Source organism: Dermacoccus sp. UBA1591, from assembly GCF_002322065.1.
In the GTDB taxonomy this organism is placed as follows: Bacteria; Actinomycetota; Actinomycetes; order Actinomycetales; family Dermatophilaceae; genus Dermacoccus; species Dermacoccus nishinomiyaensis.
In genome coordinates, this window is record NZ_DCNR01000082.1 from 26,808 (window position 1) to 49,619 (window position 22,812).

Genomic DNA, 22,812 nt, shown 5'->3' on the forward strand with positions numbered 1-22,812 from the left:
GTGCATGTGGGCGCATGGGGATAGGCGACGCGTCGTCAGGGAACGAGTTTGCGCAGGATCCGCGCGAGGTCGACGCGATCAGCCGCGTCGAGACGGTCGACGAATACCTCGCGCACTCTCGCCACATGAGGGGGCGCGGCCTTCTCGATGGCTGCGCGCCCCTCACGCGTGATGACGACGCGCGCGCCACGCGCGTCCTCGGCCACGTCATGGCGCTCGACGAGACCACGCTTGGCCATGCGCGTCACCTGGTGAGAGACGCGGCTTCGTTCCCACTGCAACCCCGCGGCGAGTTCGGAGAGGCGACGTTGCCCGTCGGGTGCGTCGGTGAGATGAACGAGTACCTCGAAGTCAGGCTCGGAGAGGCCACTGGCCTTGAGGTCGCGCGCGATGACTACGTGCTGACGAGCATGAACACCCAGCCAGGCGCGCCACAACGCTTCCTCGTCGGAGCGCAGCCATCGACCGTCGTGATTCATACCACTCACCCTAGCGCCTGGTTGACACGTCACCTACCGAGCATGCCAAGCTTTAGGTGACACATCACCAACCTTGTGAGGACCGATGCGCCCCACCGGCAACCTGTTCACCCTGCCCGCCCCGATCCGTGACGCCGGGCTCCTGCTGGCCCGCGCCCTGCTCGGAGCCGTCCTCATCGCCCACGGATGGCAGAAGCTGCACACGAACGGCATCGACGCAACCACCGCGATGTTCGAGAAGATGAGCGTCCCGGCGCCGCACGCCTCCGCATGGTTCGCGGCCCTCACCGAACTCATCGGCGGCGGCATGCTCGTGCTCGGCGTGCTGACGCCGCTCGCCGGCCTCCTCGTCGCCGTCGACCTCGCCGGTGCCTGGTGGTTCGTGCACCGCAGCCACGGCGTCTTCGTCGACGAGAGCGGTTGGGAACTCGTCGCCGCCCTCGGCCTCGCCGCCTTCGTCTTCGCGATCATCGGCCCCGGCCGCTGGAGCGTCGACGGCCTGCTCAACCGCCTGCGCAGCCGCAGAGCCACCAGCGACGAGAGCCGCACTCCCAACGCCCTCACGCACGAGGACACCGCCGCGCGCGGCGCTCACGTCGCCGGCGCAGCCACCGACGCGACGGCTGACGACGCGCGCGCGACGGCGCCGGCCTGAGTCTGCTCCGAGCCGGCGGCCCCACCCGCCGTACCGAAGAGACGAGGCCCCCGACCTGCACGAGCGGTCGGGGGTCTGGCCCGTCAGAGCCCGGCGCTGACGACGATGGGAATACTCACGTAGCGACTCGGTGGCCGATCGTCGAGGAAGGCCCGACCCCAGCGGGGACGAGGGCGCTCACAGGTCGGCCAGACATCACGCCGCTCAAGGCAGGACGCGGCTCAGGGCAGAACGCGCGGGCTGTATTTCGCCGCGCGAGCTTCGGCCAGCTGCGCCTGCTTGGCGCCGGCCTTCGCGAACGCCGCCTTGCGCGCCTTCGCCGTGTTCTGCGCCATGAGCAGGACGAGCTGTTCGGCGCGCTCGCGCCGGAACGTCGTGCGTGCGGACGTGTTCCATGACCGGTTGAACAGACGCTTGGCGGCGGCCAGCTGGTCGGGAGACTTCTGCGTCAGCTCGTGCGCCAGATCCATCGCCGCGGCGAGCGGGTCGTCAGCCACCTCCGACGCGAGGCCCAGCTCGACCGCGCGTTCACCGGAGAGCATCTCGGCGGTCATCGTCAGCTTCTTCGCGACGTCGATGCCGACGAGTTCCTTGAGCGACTGCACGCCCGACATGTCAGGGATCAGCCCCCACTTGCCCTCGAGCACCGACCACTGTGCATCTCTTGTCGTGTAGCGGTAGTCGCCGGCGAGCGCGATCTGCAACCCGCCGCCGTAGCAGTGACCGTGCACCGCGACGATGACGGGCACCGGCACGCGCCGCCACGCCCAGCACGCCTCCTGGAACGTGTTCGTGCCACGCCACGGACGCGGCAGGAAGACGGGCACGATCTTCGCTGGCTTCGCCATGACCTCACCGAAGTCGAGGCCCGCGCAGAACGACCGCCCCTCGCCCGAGATGACGACAGCGCGCACCCCCTTGTTGCGGCGCACGTGATGCGCAGCGGCGACGAGCTCGCCGAGCATCGGCAGCGTCAGACCGTTCAACTTCTCCGGACGGTTCAGCTTCACGTGCGCGATGCCGCCCGTGATCGTCGTCTCCACATTCGCCATCCCGCCAGCCTAGTGACGCGACCCGCCCGCGTGGGGCGATTCGTCGACGCCGGCACGCGACATGTTGTGCGGGCACGGACCAGGCGCAGCCATCCGAGCACCGGGCCAGACGTCACGACACGTCGGCGCGACGGCCGTCGACCTCGTGCCCCTCGACCCCGCGGCTCTCAAGGACGTGCGCCTCGTGCTGGGCGCCGGCGAAGAGTTCGAACGCGATGACCATGATCCACGGCACGATCGTGCAGATCGCGAGGACGACAGCGAGCGAGACGCCGTGCGCGGCGAGGAACACCGCGAAGCCGAGGACGACGAGGGCGAGCGCCAGGATCGCGGTGTGCAGGCCCGCCCACAGCTGCGTCGTGAAGTAGTAGGCGAGAAACAGGCCGAGGACGAAGACACCGACGGGCACCGCCAGCGCCGCCGCGGCGACGACGGGGTCGACGTGCATGCCCGAGACGTTCTCGAACGCCTGCGTCATGACGTGCAGACCACCACCGACGGCCGCGAGCACCGGCCAGATGAGGAAGTGTGGCTGTACCCGAACCCGAACGAGCGGCTGCGGCGACGGTGCAGCACCGCACCGAAGTTGGGGATGAAGTACGCCCACCAGAACCCGAACGCGGCGGCCGCTGATGGCGACGAGCACGGCGCCCGTCCAGTCGATGCCCTGGCCCTCGGTGTCCTTGATGCCCGGGAGCGTCAGGACGGTACCCGTGACGATCTCACCGATCGTGATGATCGTCAGCAGGCCGCGCCGTTCGACGATGTGATGCGCGTGCCATGGCGTCCCGGTGCCGCGTTCGGCGACGGCGGGCCCGGCGAGTTCGATGGGCGTCACGAGCATGCCGAGCGTGAAGATGACGACACCGATGATCTGCACCATCGTCAGCAGCCGATACAGCCAGTCGTCGGTGTCGTAGGCACTCGCGAACCATGAGTAGTCGATCCACGCCCAGATGAGGCCGAAGCTCGTGAAACACAACGATCCGACGCCCGCCGCGATGTGCCCGTGCGAGTGCGCGAGCTGCGACGCGCCCGTGGCGACGGCGAGCGTCAGGTCGAAGAGCAGCTCGAGCGTGCTCGCGACGCGTCCACCCTCGTGCGGTCGCGCCCGCTCATGGGGCGCAGACGCGAACGCAGACTGTCGGGACCGACACGACTGGGCGCGGCTTCACTCATGCGCATCATGTGACGGCAGTGCGACGCCGCCCCGCGCCATGCCCACTTCGACTCCTGGCGCGTCCGCGGCTCAGGCGGCGATCTCGACGAGCGAGCCGTCCACCACCTCGTACGTGCGGGCCCCGACGAGCGACGGCGCGTAGGCGTGAACGCTCAGCGCCGGGGCATCGCCGACGGGGGCCGTGCGGTGCACGAGATCACCGGCGAACGTGCGGCTCTCCCCCGCCTCGACGATCGCGCTGACGGTGGTGCCGCGCACCCAGCGCTTCTCGCGCAAAGCTCCCTTGACGACGACGAACGCGCCCGTCGCGCGCCCGTGGTCGTGCCATTCGCTCGTCGACCCGGCCGGCCAGCTGATCGCCCACATCTGCAGGTGCGGCGTGCTCGCGAGCTCGACGCGGCGTCGCTCACCGCCGTCGGGCAGGTCGTCGAGGTGCGCGGCGAGCGACTCGTCCGAGGCGAACAGGCGCGCGACGCGCATGAGTTGCTCGTCGGTGAAGCTCGTGATGCCGGGGGCATCGGCTGCGGTGTCGGGTTGCGGGTGGCGGTTCATGCTGAGGCTCCGAGAGCTGGGGGTTGGCGTGAAGGGCGCCTGATGGGGCGCGATGGTGGCCTGATGAAGAGCGGGTAGGGCACGCCGACGGTGCGTCGTGGCCCTCCCCGACCTGACGACTTGTCCCCCCACCGTCTCACGTCGAACGTCGACGGTGGGGGCAGCGCGCCGACGAAGTCGCGTCGACTGCGCGTGTTCGCGGCGAGCGAACCCGAGCAGCACGAGCCAGCGCGTCGCGTCGGGGTCGTCGATCAGTCGAGTTCGAACGCGACGTCCGTCAGCGAGCGGCGGCGACGCGGCTTGTTCTCGCGCTCGATGTTGGCGGTGAGGTCGTATTCCTCGACGCGGCCGGCGAGCGTCGTGACGGCGGCGTGCTCACCGTCGCGTTCGGCGTCGGGCCAGGCGCGGCCGACGGCGATGCCCGCCATCGGCGCCCATGCCTCACCGAACGCGGCTCGCGTAGCGATGGCGTCGTGGTCGAACCCGGCGAACTGGTGGACGGCGAGGCCCATCGCGTGCGCCTGCAGCGTCAGGTACGCCGTCGCCTGGCCCGTGTCGTGTGCGGCGGTGGCACCGAAGACGAACTCCTTCGACGTCTCCGGCAGCTTCGCAACCTGCACGAACGAGACGGCGAGCATCGACGCAGCCGGCGCCCAGCGTCGATTGCCGCGCGCGAGCGTCTCGACGATGGCGGTGAACGTCGGGTCCCACTCGTCGCCCTGACGGCGACCGACGAGGTAACGGTAGGGCTGCGAGTTGCCGGCGCTCGGCGCCCAGCGGGCCGCGTCGAACAGCGTCGCGAGGTCGGTGTCGGAGAGGTCGTACGTCGGATCGAACACGGCCGGGCTGCTGCGGCGGGCGACGACGTCGAGCACGGCGTCGGCCGGGGCCTCGCTCGTCGAGGGGAGAGCATCGTGAAGAGTCATGCCACCACCCAAGCACGTCGCGCTGACAAGCACGGAATCCCGGCGCTGTGGGGAGGCTGAGAGTGCTGCGGAACGGAAGCGCCCGCCACCGCGGATGCGATGACGGGCGTCTCCCTCTTCCCCAAGAGTCCTGCCGCCGATGCGTGCCGGTTCAGGCGTGCAGGGAGCGGGCGCGGCGCCGGTGGGTAGAACACCGGGCGCCGCCGAACGTCGACGCGGGAGGGGTCGCGCGGCGTTCAGGTCGATGGGACGAGGGGGTCCGAGAGCTCTGCGCGGGGCGTGATGTGGGGATCACGCTGCGGCACACGGCTTCAGGGGTGAGCCTTCAGAGGGAGGCTTCGACGCCGTTGGAGAACATCGAGTCGTGCAGGCGCACCTTCGTCAACTTCGTGCCCTTCGGCGCGTCGAAGACGAGGATGCCCTTGAGCGTGTTGCCGGGGTTGATCTCGGTGTAGAGGGTGTCGTTGCCCTCGATGTAGATGGTGCCGTCCGAGGTCGCCTCGTAGCCGACCCCGTTCGCGTCGTAGGCCTTCTGACCATCGGCCATCATCGTCTCGGCCTCGGTACCGACGTTCTTCACGGTGACGTGGACGGCTGCCCTGAGCCTTCTTGTTCACGTACTGGCTCCCGATGCTGGGGACGTCGCGCTCGACCTTGGTGATCGTGAATTGGGTTCGAGCGTCTCCACATTGGCTCGCTGACGTTCATCACTCCGGCGAGGTTTGACCGTGTTCACCACATCGATGGAGTTCAATCGCCTTCACCACGCACTCGACCTTCAACCGCATTTCATCCGGACGATTCTTGGAGCTACGACGAGCCGCTCGATCGAACGACCTCTCGCCTGATCATTCACGGGCCGTCACGTAGATCCCTCATGCGCCGCCATCGGTGGCGAATTGGCACATCGAGACCGTCGGCAGATTCCTTGACCCAGGACGAACGTGATTGAAATCTCAATCACAGCCTACCGCTCGACCGCGCGGCGATTCACACGTACGTCCAACTTTGCGCCACAATTGGGCAAACGCCTCGCCGAACGCGCGGACACACCCACCAGCGTCTCGGCGGTGGAGCCCCCACCCGTCTCTGCACAGCCACTTCACCCGATGGGCGAGATCTCAGTCTGATATTTCACATATCATAGGCGCGGGTCTCACCCTCGGTCCGGCCTCAGCCCGACACGATCGCAGCCGTATCTCGGCCAGCCGCAAGGAAGCAGAAGTACATGAACGCTCGCCCGGTTCGCGCACCCCTGCGCGCCACCACGATCACGACGACGGCCGCCATGGCCCTTTTCGCCACGGGAGTCGCCGCCCTGGCCACGCCCGCTGCCGCAGCCACCCGCCCCGTGGAGATCCAGGCCACCGTCCTGGTCCTCGACGACGGACAGCCCATGGTGGGCGCCATCGTCGACCGCCTCAGCAAGGAGGGAGTCGCCTACCAGAAGATCGACCTCACCTCCGCGTCCCGCCCGCAGCTGACGCCGTCCTTTTTCGCGAGTCAGGGGTTGCTCACGACCCGGGCGAAGTTCATGGGTGTCGTGACGCCCAGCGCCGAACCGGCGAGCCTCACCGCCGCCGAGCGGGCCACCCTGGCGCGATACGAGAGCACCTTCAAGGTGCGCGAGTTCAGCGCGTACAACTGGCCCAGCGCGGGCATCGGCCTGGAGAACCAGTACAGCGGCGCCGTCGACGGCATGGCCGCCGACCTGTCCGGCGCAGCGAAGACCAACGGCTTCGAGTACCTCAAGGGATCGGTCACGTTCGACGACCTCTCCCCCGGTGTTTCCGAGAGCTACGGATACATCGCGAAGAAGGCCGCCACGAGCAACGGCGCCACCTATACGCCGTATCTCACGCTCCCCGTGCCCGGAACGGGCAACAGCGGCTCCCTCCTCGGCGTCTACGCCAAGGACGGGCGTGAGCAGCTCATCAGCACCGTCGCGTCCAACGCGTCGCAGCAGCACTGGAAGGTGCTCTCGCACGGCATCGTCTCGTGGTTGACCCGAGGCATCTCGACGTCCTACTCGCGCAACTTCTTTGCGGTCCAGGTCGACGACGTCCTGCTGCCCGACGCCGAGTGGAACGCCGAGGGCAACTGCACCGTCGGCGACGACTGCAACCCCGCCACCTACCCGGAGACGGCGCCCGGCGCCACCTCGCGCATGACGGCCCAGGACGTCGACCAGCTCGCCGCCTGGCAGCGCACCAACGGCGTCAAGCTCGACGTCGCCTTCAACGGCGCGGGTGCGGCCGACCAGAAGGCCGAGACCGGCTCCGACGCCCTCGAGGCGTCGTTGCTGGCCAACAAGAACGAGTTCCGCTGGATCAACCACACGTGGTCGCACCCCTACCTCGGCTGTGTTCACGACGACTCGACGACGCCGTGGCAGTGCGCGAAGACGTCGACGGGTGGCATCAACTGGGCCTCGCAGGCCACGATCGCCTCCGAGATCAGCAAGAACGTCGCGTACGCCAAGACGAACACGCTGCCCAACTTCGACGCCGCGAGCCTCGTCACCGGCGAGCACTCGGGTTTGAAGTCGCTGCCGCAGATGCCGGCCGACAACCCCTACCTCGCGTCGGCCCTGACGCAGCAGCGCATCAAGTGGATCGCCTCGGACGCCTCGCGCGAGAGCGAACCGCGCGTCCTCGGCTCCGCGACGACCGTGCCGCGCCACCCGATGAACATCTACTACAACACCTCGACGAAGGCTAACGCCGTCGACGAGTACAACTGGCTCTACACGAGCCGCGCCGACGGCGGATCCGGGCTGTGCGAGGACAACCCGGCCACGAGCACGTGCATCACGCCGCTGACGCAGGACGGGTTCGACTCCTACATCGTGCCCAAGGAGAAGCAGATCGCCCTGGGGCACGTGCTCGACAACGACGCCCGCCCGCACTACGCCCACCAGAGCAACCTGACGGGCGACCGCATCCTCTACCCGGTCGTCGAGGGCATTCTCGGCTCCTACCGCGGCGTCTACGCCGACAACGCTCCCATCGTCAACGTCACGACGGCCGAAGCGGGCACGCAGCTCGTGCGTCAGCAGACGTGGCGGGCCAGGAGCTCGCAGGTGCAGGCGACGATCTCCGGCACCAAGCTGCAGCTGTTCAACAACTCCTTCTCCGCGATCGACGTGCCCGTGACGGCACCGTCCGGCACCCGCTCGGGCCTTTCGACGTTCGGGCAGAGCTACGGCGGGCAGTCGTCCGACTGGGTGCGCCTGAGCGGCCTCGGCCTCAAGACGTTCACCCTGCCCACCGCGACCGGTTTCGCCACGAGCGCCTCGTGGGACACCTCCGCCGCCGCGACGCCCGCCACCCCGAGCGCGCCTGCCCTCACACCGGGCACGGCGAAGGACGGCACGTCGACGCGAGTGATCGCCCAGCCGGTCGCGGACAGCGACCTGATCGCGGCCGCCGGCTGAGACCCGCATGCACGTGGCGTTGCTGAACGAGGGGACGTACCCGGTCGTGCACGGCGGGGTCAGCACCTGGTGCGACCAGTTGGTGAAGAACCTACCCGAACACGAGTTCTCCATCGTGACGCTCACCGGCACGCAGCACGAGAGCGTGTGGTCGCTGCCCTCCAACGTCCGCTCGTTCCAGGCCAAACCCATGTGGGGTGAGGTGAGGCGTCGGTGGTCGTTCGAGGCGCTGCGAGCCTGGGGTGAGTCGTCGGAGATCGACTCCGCCTACCGCCAGTTGTGGTCGGCCGTGTTGCCACCTGCAGGTCGCTCGGTCGACCTGCAGGCGGCGACGGCAGGGCTGCGCGTCCTCGCTGCCGAGTACGCCCAACCCCTCATGGCGCACTTCACGGGCGGCCTGGGGACGAAGGCGCTCATGGGCGCCTGGGCGTCGCACGTGAAGGGCACGGGCCTACCACCGCTGTCGGGGTCGCAGGCGGCGGACGTCTCGCGGCACGTCGACCGTTTTCTCGCGGTGCTCAACGTGTCATGGCCGAGCGTCGACCTCATCCACGCCACGACGAACGGTCCGGCAGGGCTCATGGCACTCGGCCGGCACTGGCGGGACGGCACACCCATCGTCCTGACCGAGCACGGCGTGCACCTGCGCGAGCGCTACCTCGCGCTGCGCGCCGCGAACTTCCCCTGGACCGTGCGCTACGCCCTCATGGCGATGACGCGCGCCGTCTGCCAGACCGTCTACAACCACTGCGAACTCATGACGCCCGTGAGCGAGTTCAACGCAGGATGGGAGCGCGAGCTCGGAGCGAAGGCGCAGCGCGTCATCACCGTGCCCAACGCCGTCGACGCCACGGCCTTCCCACCCGTCGAGGGCGAGCCGGACGTGCCGACCGTCAGCTTCGTGGGTCGCATCGACCCGCTGAAGGACCTGGCCACCCTCATCGAGGCGTTCGCGATCGTGCGCGACTCGGTGCCGGATGCCCGCCTGCGGCTCTTCGGCCCGACGCCAGCCGGCAACGAGGCCTACCGGGCGGAACTCGACGCGCTCGTCGTCGCATGCGGCCTCGAGGCGAGCGTGACGTTCGAGGGCGCGGTGCCCTCGGCCCGACCCGCGATCGAAGCGGGCCACGTGGTCGCCCTGTCCAGCATCTCCGAGGGGCTGCCCTACACCGTCATCGAGTCGATGATGTGCGGCCGCGCGACCGTGAACACCGACGTCGGAGGAGTCAACGAGTGCGTCGGGCGCGACGAGACGTGCGGGCTGCTCGTACCGCCACGCGACGCCCAGGCCCTGGGTGAGGCGCTCGTGCGCCTGCTCGTCGACGATGCGGAACGGCAAGCCATGGGACGCCGTGCGCGCGAGCGCGCCCTGTCGACGTTCGACCTCGCGAAGTTCACCGCACGCTACCGGTGCATCTACCAGCGCAGCGCCGCCACGGTGCCCGAGGCAGACCTCGACGACGTCCGCCGCGCCCTCGAGGCAGCCGACTCGAGCGCCACACGTGAGGACGCCGCCGCGACCCACGCCGCACCCACCACCACGGAGGCCGAGTCGTGTCGATGACGCTCAAGGAAGCGACCGGGACGAGGGCGACGGGCGACGACGAGACGCACCCCGAGCTCGCCGCCTCGGTCGACAACACCGTCGACCTCTTCGACGCCGCCGCTCACCTCGAATCGATGGGGTTCGGGGGCCGCAGCTCGGTGCGCCACGGCTATGCGAACACCTTCGCGCACGCTGACGCGCTCGTGCGCACGCGCCTGGCCGGCGCCGTCGTCCTCACGGGCCGCGAGCGCACGGACGAGGTGCGCACGTGGAGGCGGGCCTGGAGCCAGGCGCTCGCCCGATCCCTCACGATGCTGTGCGGCGTCCTCATCTGCATCGCGACTGTCACGTCGTACAACACGAACGCCGTCTTCACGGCGGGCGCCGTCGGCTGGCTCGCGGGGCAGCTCGTCAGCGCGACGATGTGGCAGGGGCTGTCCTCTGCGAGTCGCCTCAAGGCGAAGGTGAACGGCGCCTGCGTCGGCTCCGTCTCCCTCCTGCTCTCCGCGGGCGCCTGCCTCGTCGTGGATTCGTGGGTGCCGCTGCTGTGGGCCCTGTGGAGTTGTGCGATCTCGGCTCTCGTCGTCATCGGTTCGCCCGTGCAGCTTCTCGTCGCCGTCCTGCCCTGCGCCGCGCTGACGGGGGTACTGCTCGTCGTCGAACCGGGCGCGGCAACGGTCGTCAGCCGCGTCATCGTGGTCGGGTTCGCCGCGGTGACGGGGTACATCGTCACGAGCGCAGCCCGGGAGCAACAGCAGCGCGCGCGAAGTCTGGCGCGCGAGGTGCTCCATCCCGTCCTGGCGTGGAGCACCCTTCAGACGCTCGCGCTCATCACCCAGTTGATGGTGCTCGTCGCCCACGTCGGCAACGCGTTCACGCTGCCCATGGCGATCGCTGGTCTCGCGGCCTCCGCGGCCTGCGAACCGGTGCTCGACAGTGCCCTGCTCGGCGCGAAGCGCCTCGCGTTCCTCACGGACAGCTGGCGTCAGTTGCGGTGGATGACGGCCGGGCTCGGCATTCTCGCCGTCGGCCTCGTCTGCGGCGTAGGGCTCATCGCCGCGTTCTGCATGCTCGCTGCCGCGGGCGGTGACCGCAACGACGCCCACGTCTTCCTGCCCGCCGTGCTCATCACCGCCCTCGCCACGACCGGCTCCGGCGTTCAACTGCGCACCGGCAACGCCCTCGGCGCTGCCGCAGTGGCGGTGGGCAGCCTCGGCCTCGTCCTCGTCTGCCTGCCCGCCGGCGACGCCGTCGGCCTCCTCCTGGCCTCGCTCGTCCTCTTCGTCACCGTCAGCGCCGTCACGGCCCGACGCACCTCCCACTCCGCGAATTGGTGACCCCCGTGTTCCACGTCCTTCAACCCACCCCGGCCGTGCCCTGGTACATCCACCCCGCGCAGGCTCCGCTCGCCTGGCAGCGCCTCGCCGAGGGCGCGTTCGGTTTCGGCTTCGTCGTCGTCAACATCGAGAACGGGCCCGGCCGCGGACCACAGGATCCCTACTACCGCGAACCGCTCGCGCGCGGGCTCGCCACGACGACGGTCGGGTACGTCAACGTCGGCTACGGCCAGCGCCCCTGGGGTGACGTGCTCGAGCAGGTCGAACAGTGGCAGCGGTGGTACGGCATCCACGACGTCATGCTCGACTGCGTCCCGTCGCAGGATCGTCAGGGCGCCTGGTCGGTCGAGTGGATCGACGCGCTGCGGCGTGCCGGGGTCGAGCACGTCATCGCCAACCCCGGCGTCGTGCCAACGCGACGCCTCGTCGAGACGGCCGACGTCACCTGTGTGGCCGAGGCTGCCTGGCAGGACTACGCCCACCTGCAGATGCCCGAGTGGTTGCAGGCGGTCAGCCCGCACAAGCAGTGGCACCTCGTGCACGGCGTGCCACCCGAGCACCTCGCCTCCGTGCCGGCCCTGGCCGCGAGCCGCGGGGCGCACTTCAGCTGGGCCACCGACCGTGGCCTGCCCAACCCGTGGGACGTGCTGCCCGCGCCGTACGCCGACTGTCACCCTGAACTCGTGAAGGCACGATGAAGACCTCGCTCCCCGCAGCGGGCGCGCTCGTGCTCGCGCTCACGACGAGTGCGTGCGCGGCCACGGACGACCAGGCCCTCCCGCCGTCCGCGAGTGCCGCCGGAACGGCCCCGAGCGCCGCAACGTCGAACGGCAAGCCGGGCGCCACGTGGTGGAAGCCCGCGCGTGGGCAGAGCTGGCAGATCCAGTACAGCGGCGCGCTCGACACCTCCGTCAAGGCATCGGTCTACAACCTCGACTGGGAGGGGACGAGCACGAAGACCGTCACCGCTCTGCACCGGCGCAACATCAAGGTGATCTGCTACATCAACGCCGGCGGGTACGAGCAGTGGCGTCCGGACGCGAAGAAGTTCCCCGCGTCGACGCTCGGCAAGCCGCTCGATGACTGGCCGGGCGAGCGCTGGCTCGACGTGCGCCAGCGCGCCAAGCTGGCGCCGATCATGGCCAAGCGCATGGACGTGTGCAAGGCGAAGGGCTTCGACGCCGTCGACCCTGACAACATGGACGGTTACGCCGCGACGAGCGGGTTCCCCATCAAGCAGTCCGACGCCGTCGCCTACCAACGTCAGCTCATCGCCGACGCGCACAAGCGGGGCCTGGCGATCGGCCTGAAGAACAGCCTGGAGATCCTCCCGCAGTTGCAGACGAGCATCGACTTCGCCGTCAACGAAGAATGTGTCGCCTACGACGAGTGCGACCGCTACGCGCCGATGCTCGCGGCGAACAAGCCTGTCTTCAACGTCGAGTACTCCGGTTCCGCGGCCAGCGTGTGCTCGCGCGTGCCCAAGGGCATGAGCACGATCATCAAGCCCCTCGAGCTGACGGCCAAGCGCACCGCCTGCTGACGTACGCTCGGGGCTGCCTCGGACGTGCGGGCCTGAGCGCACGCGTTATGCGTGCGGGCTGGAGCGCTCACGGCCTGCTGCCGTCGTTAGCGTGAGGATGCGGGCGGTCGGTCGACTCGGCGCACGCCCGGCTGATGCGGCCGGGTCCCCACACCGAATGGGGTGAAACCCGGCCGCGTTCTCGCGTCTCAGGCGCCCACGTAGGCCTTGAGGTGCTCGCCGGTGTGCGTCGTCGCATCGGCGACGAGGTCGGCTGGGGTGCCCTCGAAGACGACGCGCCCACCGTCGTGTCCCGCGCCGGAGCCGAGGTCGATGATCCAGTCCGCGTGGGCCAGACCCGAATGCACGACCTCGACCGGCAGATGGCCGAGAAGGAGGAGCGCGAGGCGCTCGCTCGCGAGGTGCACGACGTCCTGGGCCACCGGTTGAGCCTGCTGTCGATGCAGGCCAACGCGCTCGAGATCGAGGCGCAGGAGGCCGGCGCACCCGACGTCGAGAAGCGCGCCCGGCAACTCCAGGAGGGCGCGGCAGGGTCGATGGACGACCTGCGCTCGCTGCCCGCGATGCTGCGCACCGGCCAGTCGGCGCCCGATGAGCACCACGCTCTCGCCGATATCGCCGAGCTGGTGCGAGAGTGCATCGACGCGGGCACGCCCGTCAGCTCGAACGTGTTCGTCGATCAGTCGCACCCCCTGGACCCCGTCATCTCGCGCAGCGCGTACCGCATCACCACCGAACTGCTGACGAACGCGCGCAAGCACGCGCCGGGCTCTCTCGTGCAGCTCGACATCCGCGGTGACGCGCGCGGTGGCATCACGATCTCGACGGCCAACCCGCTGCCCGATGTCGCGAGCGCTGCCCGATCGGATGGTTCGGGAACCGGCCTGACGGGCGTGGCGCAGCGCGCTCAGGACGTCGGAGGATCGTTCTGGACAGGCCCGTCACCCGACGGTCGCCGCTTCACCGCGAGCGCCACGCTGCCGTGGACGATGCCGCGTGTCTGACGACGGCTCGATCCACGGCACCACACGTGTCGAATGCGACGAGAGTACGAAAGCAGTTGAGCATGAACGACATTGACCGTCCCGACGGCGCATCCCTTCCGGCCCATGCCGGCGCTGAGCGCGCGATCCGCGTCATGGCCGTCGACGACGACCCGATGGTGCTCGACCTCATCCGCGTCATGCTCAAGGCCGCGCCCGGTATCGAACTCGTCGCGACGGCGAGCGACGGCGACGAGGTGATCGGGGTCGTCACAGCACATCACCCGGATGTCGTCCTCATGGACGTGCGCATGGAGCGCATCAACGGCATCGACGCGACGCGCGCACTGACGAAGCGGCCGAACGCACCGCGCGTCATCATTCTCACGACGTTCGACGAGCAGGAGTACGTGCCGCAGGCAATGGACGCCGGTGCCGTCGGGTTCATCCTCAAGGCGTCAGCGCGCGAGGCGCTGTACGGCGCGATCCGCGACGCACACGAGGGGCGCAGCCCCATGTCGCCCGCGAGCGCCGCGCATCTGCGCACCGGATACCTCGACGCCGGGGGCGCCGCGCGCATGGACGCTCGCGCGAAGCTCGCACGGTTGAGTGACCGTGAGCGCGAGATCGTCGAGATGGTGGCGCAGGAGATGTCGAACCCCGCCATCGCCGCCGAATTGTTCTTGAGCGAGAGCACGGTGAAACAACACCTGACGTCGGCCGCCACCAAACTCGGCGTGACAGGCCGCGTCGGCATCGCGATGGTCCTGGCCCGGGCGGAGTAGCGTCGAGGATGCGGTTCCTCACAGACGGCAGCCACGACCCGAACGGAGGCGCACCCGTGGCGCGGTGCCCGTCCGGCGCGCTCGAGGTGCACGAACACGACGCGATTTTCTGACGGTTTCCTCGGACGCGACGACTCACCGCCTCATCTCTTCATCTCGCGGGCTGACGCACATGAGGAAGCCTGACGCGCTTACCACCCGCACTCGCGCCACCCAGCGCACGAAGGGGGATCGTCAGCGAGCCGAGTCGAGGCGCGCCATGTGAGCGTCGCTGAGCTGCGGAGCAGCCAGTGCGGCGTCGAGCTGCGCGAGCGAACTTGCCCCGACGATTGGGCGCATCGACGGGCTGCCCTGCACGAGCCAGGACAGCACGACCTGCCCGGGCTGCGCGCCCAGTTCGTCAGCCACCGACCGCAGCGCCGAGAGGCGACGCGTCGTCCCCGGGTGGTCGTAGACCTCGGGCAGCGGCCGGTCGTCACGGTCATACGCACCCTGGATCAGCGGGCTGTAGGCCCAGCACTCGAGGTCGTCATGCGTCTCGAGATAGTCGATCGTCTCGTCGCTGACGAACCCGAAACGGTGATCCTTGCCCGGCACCTGCGTGTCGGGGCGCGGGCGGACGTACGACGTCGTCAGCTGCAGCGCCGTGAACGGCTCGACGCCCTGCTCGGCGGCCAGCATGCGTGCCTGCTCGACGCGCCACGTCGGGTGGTTGCTCACACCGAGCCGGCTCACCTTCCCTCGCGCAACAAGGGAACCCAGCGCCGCGACGACGTCGGGCATCGGCGTCGAACGATCCTCACCGTGCGCCCAGTAGACATCGACGACGTCGATGCCGAGACGTTCGCGGCTTCGCTCGAACTGGGTGGCGATGACGTCAGGCGCGAGGCCCTCCCATTCGGTGAAGTCGCCGGCCCGCGCCGGTTCCTGACCCACCTTCGTCGCAATCGTCAAACCTTCGCGGATGCCGGCGTTGGCGCGCAGCCACGCCCCGATCGTCTGCTCGCTCTGGCCGCCCGCACCCGTCGGATTCGCCCAGAACGCATAGCAATTGGCCGTGTCGAGCGTGCGCCCACCGGCGTCGACGTAGCGATCCATTAGGGCGAACGACGTCGCCTCGTCCGTCTTCGTGCCGAAATGCATCGTGCCGAGGACGAGATGCGGGGCGATCCAAGAAGTCATGCGCCCATCCAACACGCAGCTGGCCACGCACCTCAACGTGGAGGGGCGGCCTGGAGACCCCTGATCCCGCCGGCCCACAGGAAACCCCTCGCCGCACACGTCGGGCCAAGAAGTGCCTCGTGCGATCTCGTAGCCCGGCGGCGGCGCGCGAAATACACGAGATAGAGCACTGCCGTGCGGTACGCCGGCACGCCATCACCACCGGCCTCGACGGAACCACCACACCCCGCGCGCACGTCACGCCAGCACACCATCGAGGGAAGCAAGACATGCGCCGGTCCATCATCATCACCCTCGCCGTCGCGGTGCTGGGCATCATCGGCGCCGTTTCGGCGTTCGCGCTGTCGTCCCGAATCGGTGCCCCAGGCGGGCACGGCGGATCGGAGCCCGCACAGCCGGACCGGGCGATCGCCCGCGACATCGAGAATGCCGTGCGCCACCAGCCTGGTGTGGCGAATTCGCGCGTCGTCATGAAGGTGAACTGCATCGACGGCTGCCAGGGCCGTGACCAGGAGTTCACGGTCGACGTCACGCTGACGGACGACGCCAGCGCACGCCACGTGCTCGACGTCAACCGCACGATCAACGAGCTCTACCCGCGCACGGCTCCGCCGGAGTGGGCACGTTCTCCCGGGCGAATCCGCTTCAGCCTGCACTCGCCGCAGGACGGTGCTCTCATCGTGCCGACCTCCAACGGCAGCCACGGCACGGCTTCGTCACCGACCAGGGCCAGCGCGTTGACGAGCACGCAGGTCGACGCGTTCTTGGCGGCTGCCCGCGTCAACCCGTCGTCGTCGGCGTCATGGTCGTCGTCAGGCAGGGACGACGCGCCGTCGTTCGTCGTTCGCTCCACCATCAAGACCAGCGATTGCGCGACGCTCGACGCGACGGCCGCGAACACCGTCACCGCGCTGTCGGCGATACGCCGCAAGGGCACGCCAGCGGAGTTTCACTTCCGGTGCGAGCACGCCGCGGGTGAGGTGCCGATCGGCGCGACGACGCACACGACCGGATGGTCGACGATGGCCGACACCCTGTCGCGACTCATGACCCCGCCGGCGGGCAGCAGGTCGTACCGACGTGACGGCGTCTACCTGAAGCACAAGCACGGTAGCGCCGTCCTCACGGTGACGGGCCACCCGTCGAATGCGACGTCCGAGGTGAAGAACGACGCGACGACGGTCGTGGCGCAGCTTCGCGCACTCGAGGTGCCTACGCCCACGCTGGACCTGCGGCCCGCACCGTGACCGGCGGCGCTCGACGGTGAACGCATGACGCGTCATGAACACGCGAACGCCCGGCACCCCTCGTCGGGGCGCCGGGCGTTCGTCGAGGCTCAGGCCTGGGCTGCGGTCTCTTCGCTCTCGGCGCGACCGCAGTTGCACCCGCCGCAGCCGCAGCCGCCACCGGCGCCCACGCCAGCTTCGCGGGCCTTGGCGTCGGCCTCCATCTTGGCGCGGATGTCGTCCATCGGCAGCTCACGGATCTGACGGATCAGGTCCTCGACGGCCGCCGCGGGCAGCACGCCCGAGTTGGAGAACACCATGAGGCCGTCGCGGAACGCCATGAGCGTCGGGATGGACTGGATGTTCGCGGCCGCCGCGAGCTCCTGCTCGGCATCGGTGTCGACCTTCGCGAAGACGATGTCGTCGTGCTTCTCGCTCGCCGCTTCGAACACGGGCGCGAACTGACGGCACGGGCCGCACCAGGCCGCCCAGAAGTCGACGAGGACGATGCCGTTGTTCTCGATGGTCTCGGTGAACTTCTCACCGGTCAGTTCGATGGTTGCCACAGGCCTTGCTCCTCGAAAAAAGATTGTGGTTCGTCGGCCATTCAAACAAACACCGGAGGCAATCTCTTCCCGCCGCGCTCGCCCGCCAGAACCGCTCGCCGCGCGGGCCGTGGAACCGGCGCGCGGGCGTTGCCGTCCAAACACCATGACAACGACACGACGCTGGCCGCTGACGGTGGCGCTCGCCCTGGTGGTGGCGCTGATCGCGGCCGGTGTCGCCGTCGTCAACCTCACAAGGCACGATTCCTCGTTCCGCGAACCGACCCAGCCGGCGCCTGCCTACGCACATGCTCTCGAGGAGCAACTCGAAAAGCGGCCCGGCGTGGCACGGGTTCGCGCCGAGGAAGCGATCGAGTGCATCGACGGCTGCAAGGGTCAGCGCTACGGGTTCGACGTCGCCATCGACCTCACGGACGACGCGACGGCCGCGAACGTTCGGGACGCCGCGGCCTTCGTCCGCAGCCGCTACCCCGAGGGCGCGTACCCAATGGCGGCAAACATCCCAGCGTCCATCCACTTCTTCACCGCCGGGTTGAACGCGAGCGGCGACAACAGCCTCGCCGTGACCACCTCCGGCCCAGCCCTGACGACGGCGCAGGCGCAGGCCTATCTCGACGTGGCGCGCACGAACCCGCGGACGGAAGCGCGCTTGCTCCCCGACCGCGCACAGCCCGCGGCGAAGGCGACCTTCGTCGTGGAATCCGACGTCATCGCAACGAAGTGCGAGGATCTCGACCGAGTGACCGCTCCGACGGTCGCCGTCCTGCGCAAGGTGGCCGGCACCGACGGCATAAGCACGCATCTGACCTTCCGGTGTGCGCAGACGTACGCCACCGTCGCCGTGGGTCCGACGACGCGGACCCACGGATGGTCGGATGCCGCGACGGCCTTGAGCACACTGGAAGCGACGCCGCAATCGAGCGCCGCGGAGAGGCCCTACGTTCGCCTCGGCGTGCGAGACGGCGCAACACGCCTGACGGTGAGCGCCCGCTCCGACGACGCGGTGAGTCCGGAAACCCGCCGTCGTGCGGGCGTCGTCATCGAGCGCCTTCGCACGGTGGGCGCGGTGAATCCTCAGCTCGATCTCGACTGAGTCGCCCTCGCCTGACTCGACGTCGACGTCACGCCTCCAGGCGAGGCGGGCGGCGCCGATAGCTCGCTGGCGTCGCCGACATCCGAATCGGGTTGGCGACCTGCGCGACGCCCTCGACGTCGACACGCATGTCGAGGCCGACCGACTCGGCAAGCGCGAACGCCTGCGCGAGATCGTTGACGGGCCCGGCGGGCACACCGGCGTCCGCGAAACGCTCGGCCCATTCCTGCGCGCCATGTGCCGACAGCACCTCGAGCATCAGCGGGACGACGTCGTCGCGATGCTCGACCCGCGCGGAGTTGGTCGCAAAGCGGGCATCCTGCGCCCACTCACCATTACCGAGAACCTCTGCGGCGCAGGCGAACTGGCGATCATTGCCGACGGCGATGGCGAGCGGCCGATCTGCGGTCTCGAACACTTCATACGGCACGAGCGACGGGTGACGGTTGCCCATGCCGCGCGGCACGGCCCCCGTCATGACGTGCGCGCCGGCCTGATTCGTCAGCGCCGACAGCAGGGACGACAGCAACGACACCTCGACGAGTTGCCCTTCCCCCGTCGAGTCGCGATGTCGCAGCGCCGCGAGCATGCCGACGGCAGCATGCAGACCGGTGACGACGTCGACGAGCGCGACGCCGACCTTCGTCGGCTCGTCGGGCGGCCCGGTCACCGACATGAGGCCACCGACGGCCTGCACGAGCAGGTCGTACCCGGGCAACGACGACTCACCGAAACCGGTGATCGAGACGTAGACGACGTCAGGGTTCCACTCGCGCACCTGCTCATACCCGAGCCCCAGCCGCGCCATCGTCCCCGGCAAGAAATTCTCGACGACGACGTCGGCGCGCGTCACGAGATCGCGTGCGGCGGCGAGATCGTCCGCCTCGCGAAGATCCCAGAACTCGCTGCGCTTGTTGCGGTTGACCGACAGGAAGTACGTCGCCTCCCCGTCCTCGGTGAACGGCGGACCCCAGGCGCGCGTGTCGTCACCGCCGTCAGGGCGTTCGATCTTGACGACGTCGGCGCCCAGGTCGCCGAGCAGCATCGTCGCGTAAGGGCCGGCCAGGACACGGCCGAAATCGGCGATGAGCAGGCCGTCGAGAGCTGATGGCACGGAGGCTCCTCGGGGAAGATCTGGACGAACGAACGTGGACGAGATTCGCCGATGGGGACAGGAACCGCAGAGGGGGACGAGATGTGCAGATGTGGACGAGAATCGCGGTGCAGTCAGACGCGAAAAGCCACCTTCATCGACGGCCGATACAACCTGCACCCTATGTGGTGATCGACGCCACGGGTGTGCGTGCCGCCACACGTTGTCGTACCCGCGAGTAGCGTCCGAGTAGGCTGACCACCGAACCACGCCGCTTGCGAAGGAGGGCCCGATGCGCATCGCGCTGTCCTCCTATCGCAGCAAGCCGCACAGCGGCGGCCAGGGCATCTACGTGCGTCACCTCAGCCGCGAACTCGCCGCTCTCGGCCACGACGTCACCGTCTTCTCCGGCCCTCCCTACCCCGAACTGGACGACGCCCGCCTTGTGGCTGGCCGTGCGACTGACCGGGCGACGGGTCCAGCGAGTCGCCAGACGTCGTCAGCCAAGCGGGCCGGCGCGACGGCGAGCATCGAGCCGACGAACCCCGGCAGGCTGCGCCTCGAGAAGCTGGCGAGCCTCGACCTCTACAACGATGACGACCCGTTCCGTCACCCCCATCCGCGCGAACTGCGCGACCGCATCGACGTCGTCGAATACGCGGGGATGCTGTCGGGTTCGTTTCCCGAACCACGCACGTTCGGGATGCGACTGGCGCGCGAGATGCGTACGCGGTCAAGAGAGTTCGACGTCCTGCATGACAACCAGACGCTCGCGCCGGGCCTGCTCGACATCGCGCGCGGCGGCCTCCCCGTCGTCACGACGATCCACCACCCGATCAGCGCCGACCGCCGCCTCGAGATCGAGGCCGCGACGAACCCGTGGCGCAAGTACACGAAATGGCGTTGGTACTCGTTCGTGCCGATGCAGGCGCGCGTCGCCCGCGCGAGCAGCCGCATCATCACCGTGAGCGAGACGAGCCGCGACGACATCGTCCGAGAATTCGGGGTCGACCCCGAACGCATCAGCATCATCCCCGTCGGCGTCGACGTCGAGACGTTCACGCCCGACGCCGGCGTCGCGAAGAGTGCACCTGGGATCGCCGTCGAGACGCCCGCCCCGGGCGTCGACGTCGAGACGTTCTGGCCTGACGGCTCGGCGCGCCACCGCGTGCCCGGACGCCTCACGACGATCACGAGCGCGAACGTGCCACTCAAGGGGTTGAGTGTGCTCATCGACGCGCTCGCTTTCCTACCGCAGGACGCGTGGCGCGAACTCGTCGTCGTCGGCACACCGAACCGCGCGGTCGAGACCCAACTCGAAGCCCTCGGATTGTCCCCTCGCGTCCGGTTCGTCAGCGGCATCAGCGACGACGACCTCGCGGGTCTACTCGCGAGCGCCGCCGTCCACGTCGTGCCGAGTCTCTATGAAGGTTTCTCGCTGCCCGCGGTCGAGGCCATGGCGTGCGGCACACCCGTCGTCGCGACGCGCGTCGGCGCGCTGCCGCAACTCGTGCACGGCACCGACGGCGAGACGTCGGCTGTCACCGGCAGCGCAGGCAGGGTTCCCGCCGCCCACGGCGGGAGCGCGGGCCCACGCGCCCACGCGGCAGGCGAGCCGGACACGAGCGCTGACGCCGACGGCTCCGACGCCGGCATCCTCGTCGAGCCAGGTGATGCGCGCGCTCTCGCGGGCGGCATCGTCAGCCTGCTCGAATCCGAGGAGACCCGAACACGATTCGGACGCGTCGGTCGCCGTCGCGCCGTCACGACATACTCATGGCGGGCTGTCGCCGAGGCGACGGCCGCCGTCTACACCGAGGAGATCGCCCGATGCTGACCGTCGACTTCAACCGCTTCACCCTGGGCCCGGGCATGACGGTGCTCGACGTCGGGTGCGGGCAGGGACGTCACAGCTTCGAGGCGCTGCGTCGCGGCGCGGACGTCACGGCGTTCGACTTCAGCCGGTCCGACCTCGACGAGGTGCAGACGATGTTCGACGCCATGGCCGCCGAGGGCCAGATGCCTGCGAGCGGCGCCTACCGCACCGTCCAGGGTGACGCGCGCGCGATGCCGTTCGACGACGCGAGCTTCGAGCGCGTCATCGCCTCCGAAGTGCTCGAGCACATCGTCGAGGATGACGCCGCCATCGACGAGATCGTGCGCGTGACGAAGCCCGGCGGCCTCGTCGCCGTGACGGTGCCGCGGTACTGGCCCGAGAAGATCTGCTGGGCCCTGTCGACGCCCTACCACGAGGTCGAGGGTGGCCACGTGCGCATCAACAAGGCGAGCGCACTCGTCGGCAAGCTCGAGAAGCGTGGCCTGATGACGCTCGGCACACACCACGCGCACGCGCTGCACTCGCCGTACTGGTGGCTCAAGTGCGCGGTCGGGGTCGACAACGACACCAACCTCGCTGTCAAGGCGTATCACCGCATGCTCGTCTGGGACATGATGAAGGCGCCGGCGCTGACGCGTCAGGCCGAGAAGGCGCTCAACCCCGTCATGGGCAAGAGCTTCGTCGTGTACCTGCAGAAGCAGTACTGAACCCCGTCGCGCCGATGACGTCAGCCCTCACCAGTGAACAAGTCTGCGAGACAGGCCTGTTCATTGCTCTCCTCCAGGGCGAAGACGGCGCGCTGCCGTGGTTCGTCGGCGGGCAGTGGGACGCCTGGAACCACACCGAGGCACTCATGGGCCTGACGATCGCCGCCCATGTTTCACGTGAAACAGGATCACCACGTGTCAATCACACCGCCGAGCAGCTGAGCGAACGCGCCCGTCTCGGCCTGCAGCACCTGCGCGAAACGCAGCGTGAGGACGGCTCGTGGCCGATGCGCGTGAGAGACGGCGTCGTCGAACAGGACGAGAGCGACACGAACCAGTGCGCCTACCCGGCCGTCGGCGTCTGGCATCTCGCGCTCGTCACCGGCGCAGGGCGCGGCGACGGCCCCGACCGCGGCATCCTCGCCGAGAACTGGCCGATGGTCCGTGCGGCGATCCGACACGTCCTGACGGCCCAGCGCGACGACTGCACGATCGCCTGGGCGATCAACCGTCGCGGCGGCCTCGGCGACCATGCGTTGCTCACCGGCAACGCCAGCATCCTGCAGTCGCTGTGGGCCGCGGCCGCCATCGCGGATACCCTCGGCCACATCGATGACGCTGCGTCCTGGCGCGA

The 22,812-nt window shown here is 69.1% G+C and carries 21 protein-coding genes and 3 pseudogenes; 13 read left to right on the forward strand and 11 right to left on the reverse strand.

Features of this window, described 5'->3' with window-relative positions:
• Positions 1-35: 35 nt before the first annotated feature.
• Complete coding sequence (locus B2284_RS08680; protein ID WP_074046054.1) at positions 36-479, reverse strand: MarR family winged helix-turn-helix transcriptional regulator; 444 nt, start codon at positions 477-479, stop codon at positions 36-38.
• A gap of 85 nt (positions 480-564) precedes the next feature.
• On the opposite strand from B2284_RS08680, the gene B2284_RS08685 reads away from it, so the two are divergent.
• Positions 565-1,134, forward strand: coding sequence for a DoxX family protein (locus B2284_RS08685; RefSeq protein WP_074046055.1), 570 nt, complete (start codon positions 565-567; stop codon positions 1,132-1,134).
• A 221-nt stretch (positions 1,135-1,355) separates the two neighbouring features.
• Here the strand turns inward: B2284_RS08685 and B2284_RS08690 are convergent, their stop codons facing one another.
• The 6 genes and pseudogenes from B2284_RS08690 to B2284_RS08715 form a co-directional block, all read right to left on the reverse strand.
• On the reverse strand, positions 1,356-2,186 hold the full coding sequence (locus tag B2284_RS08690) for a crotonase/enoyl-CoA hydratase family protein (protein WP_170957246.1): 831 nt from the start codon (positions 2,184-2,186) through the stop codon (positions 1,356-1,358).
• Between the two features lie 112 nt (positions 2,187-2,298).
• The gene (locus tag B2284_RS08695) at positions 2,299-3,069 is read right to left on the reverse strand and encodes a low temperature requirement protein A (protein ID WP_476728570.1); all 771 of its coding nucleotides are present in this window, start codon (positions 3,067-3,069) and stop codon (positions 2,299-2,301) included.
• Positions 3,043-3,258, reverse strand: a pseudogene (locus B2284_RS08700) (low temperature requirement protein A); the annotation flags it as partial. The pseudogene B2284_RS08700 and the gene B2284_RS08695, both read right to left, overlap by 27 nt.
• Positions 3,259-3,435: 177 nt before the next feature.
• Entirely contained in the window at positions 3,436-3,918 is a 483-nt protein-coding gene (locus B2284_RS08705) for a cysteine dioxygenase (RefSeq protein ID WP_062256839.1), read from the reverse strand.
• A 251-nt stretch (positions 3,919-4,169) separates the two neighbouring features.
• Complete coding sequence (locus B2284_RS08710; RefSeq protein WP_062256837.1) at positions 4,170-4,844, reverse strand: nitroreductase family protein; 675 nt, start codon at positions 4,842-4,844, stop codon at positions 4,170-4,172.
• Between the two features lie 325 nt (positions 4,845-5,169).
• A pseudogene (locus tag B2284_RS08715) lies at positions 5,170-5,430 on the reverse strand (DUF4352 domain-containing protein); the annotation flags it as partial.
• A 642-nt stretch (positions 5,431-6,072) separates the two neighbouring features.
• On the opposite strand from B2284_RS08715, the gene B2284_RS08720 reads away from it, so the two are divergent.
• The 5 genes from B2284_RS08720 to B2284_RS08740 are packed head-to-tail and all read left to right on the forward strand — an operon-like array spanning position 6,073 to position 12,706.
• Entirely contained in the window at positions 6,073-8,280 is a 2,208-nt protein-coding gene (locus B2284_RS08720) for a hypothetical protein (RefSeq protein ID WP_136788653.1), read from the forward strand.
• Between the two features lie 13 nt (positions 8,281-8,293).
• Positions 8,294-9,844: a GT4 family glycosyltransferase PelF gene (gene pelF / locus B2284_RS08725; RefSeq protein ID WP_160126259.1), complete on the forward strand. Its 1,551-nt coding sequence runs from the start codon at positions 8,294-8,296 to the stop codon at positions 9,842-9,844.
• Complete coding sequence (locus tag B2284_RS08730; protein WP_131941815.1) at positions 9,841-11,163, forward strand: hypothetical protein; 1,323 nt, start codon at positions 9,841-9,843, stop codon at positions 11,161-11,163. Before pelF ends, B2284_RS08730 begins: the two co-directional genes overlap by 4 nt.
• Before the next feature lie 5 nt (positions 11,164-11,168).
• On the forward strand, positions 11,169-11,861 hold the full coding sequence (locus B2284_RS08735; protein WP_160126260.1) for a spherulation-specific family 4 protein: 693 nt from the start codon (positions 11,169-11,171) through the stop codon (positions 11,859-11,861).
• On the forward strand, positions 11,858-12,706 hold the full coding sequence (locus B2284_RS08740; RefSeq protein ID WP_062256826.1) for an endo alpha-1,4 polygalactosaminidase: 849 nt from the start codon (positions 11,858-11,860) through the stop codon (positions 12,704-12,706). The genes B2284_RS08735 and B2284_RS08740 overlap by 4 nt, the downstream gene beginning before the upstream one ends.
• A 188-nt stretch (positions 12,707-12,894) precedes the next feature.
• Here the strand turns inward: B2284_RS08740 and B2284_RS08745 are convergent, their stop codons facing one another.
• Positions 12,895-13,128 (reverse strand): hypothetical protein, encoded by a 234-nt coding sequence (locus tag B2284_RS08745; RefSeq protein WP_281711991.1) that lies wholly within the window; start codon positions 13,126-13,128, stop codon positions 12,895-12,897.
• Here B2284_RS08745 and B2284_RS08750 point away from each other — a divergent pair.
• Both B2284_RS08750 and B2284_RS08755 read left to right on the forward strand, forming a co-directional pair.
• On the forward strand, positions 13,069-13,710 hold the full coding sequence (locus tag B2284_RS08750; protein ID WP_286697398.1) for a sensor histidine kinase: 642 nt from the start codon (positions 13,069-13,071) through the stop codon (positions 13,708-13,710). The genes B2284_RS08745 and B2284_RS08750 overlap by 60 nt on opposite strands.
• Positions 13,711-13,772: 62 nt before the next feature.
• A complete protein-coding gene (locus B2284_RS08755; protein WP_083607284.1) occupies positions 13,773-14,474 on the forward strand; it encodes a response regulator transcription factor in 702 nt (233 codons plus the stop codon).
• A 234-nt stretch (positions 14,475-14,708) separates the two neighbouring features.
• Here the strand turns inward: B2284_RS08755 and B2284_RS08760 are convergent, their stop codons facing one another.
• On the reverse strand, positions 14,709-15,656 hold the full coding sequence (locus B2284_RS08760) for an aldo/keto reductase (RefSeq protein WP_062256816.1): 948 nt from the start codon (positions 15,654-15,656) through the stop codon (positions 14,709-14,711).
• 269 nt (positions 15,657-15,925) lie between these two features.
• On the opposite strand from B2284_RS08760, the gene B2284_RS08765 reads away from it, so the two are divergent.
• Positions 15,926-16,903: a hypothetical protein gene (locus tag B2284_RS08765; protein WP_136788651.1), complete on the forward strand. Its 978-nt coding sequence runs from the start codon at positions 15,926-15,928 to the stop codon at positions 16,901-16,903.
• Between the two features lie 89 nt (positions 16,904-16,992).
• Here B2284_RS08765 and trxA read toward each other — a convergent pair whose 3' ends face one another.
• Positions 16,993-17,448, reverse strand: a complete 456-nt coding sequence (gene trxA, locus B2284_RS08770) for a thioredoxin (RefSeq protein WP_062256812.1) — start codon at positions 17,446-17,448, stop codon at positions 16,993-16,995.
• Between trxA and B2284_RS08775 the strand changes: the two genes are divergently transcribed.
• Complete coding sequence (locus tag B2284_RS08775; RefSeq protein WP_147286916.1) at positions 17,438-18,541, forward strand: hypothetical protein; 1,104 nt, start codon at positions 17,438-17,440, stop codon at positions 18,539-18,541. The two genes, trxA and B2284_RS08775, sit on opposite strands and share 11 nt — an antisense overlap.
• A 28-nt stretch (positions 18,542-18,569) precedes the next feature.
• Here the strand turns inward: B2284_RS08775 and B2284_RS08780 are convergent, their stop codons facing one another.
• Complete coding sequence (locus B2284_RS08780; protein ID WP_136788650.1) at positions 18,570-19,655, reverse strand: CaiB/BaiF CoA transferase family protein; 1,086 nt, start codon at positions 19,653-19,655, stop codon at positions 18,570-18,572.
• A gap of 271 nt (positions 19,656-19,926) precedes the next feature.
• Here B2284_RS08780 and B2284_RS08785 point away from each other — a divergent pair, with 271 nt between their 5' ends.
• The 3 genes and pseudogenes from B2284_RS08785 to B2284_RS08795 form a co-directional block, all read left to right on the forward strand.
• The gene (locus B2284_RS08785; RefSeq protein ID WP_074046066.1) at positions 19,927-21,471 is read left to right on the forward strand and encodes a glycosyltransferase family 4 protein; all 1,545 of its coding nucleotides are present in this window, start codon (positions 19,927-19,929) and stop codon (positions 21,469-21,471) included.
• A complete protein-coding gene (locus B2284_RS08790; protein ID WP_074046067.1) occupies positions 21,465-22,178 on the forward strand; it encodes a class I SAM-dependent methyltransferase in 714 nt (237 codons plus the stop codon). Before B2284_RS08785 ends, B2284_RS08790 begins: the two co-directional genes overlap by 7 nt.
• 14 nt (positions 22,179-22,192) lie before the next feature.
• Positions 22,193-22,812, forward strand: a pseudogene (locus tag B2284_RS08795) (hypothetical protein); the annotation flags it as partial.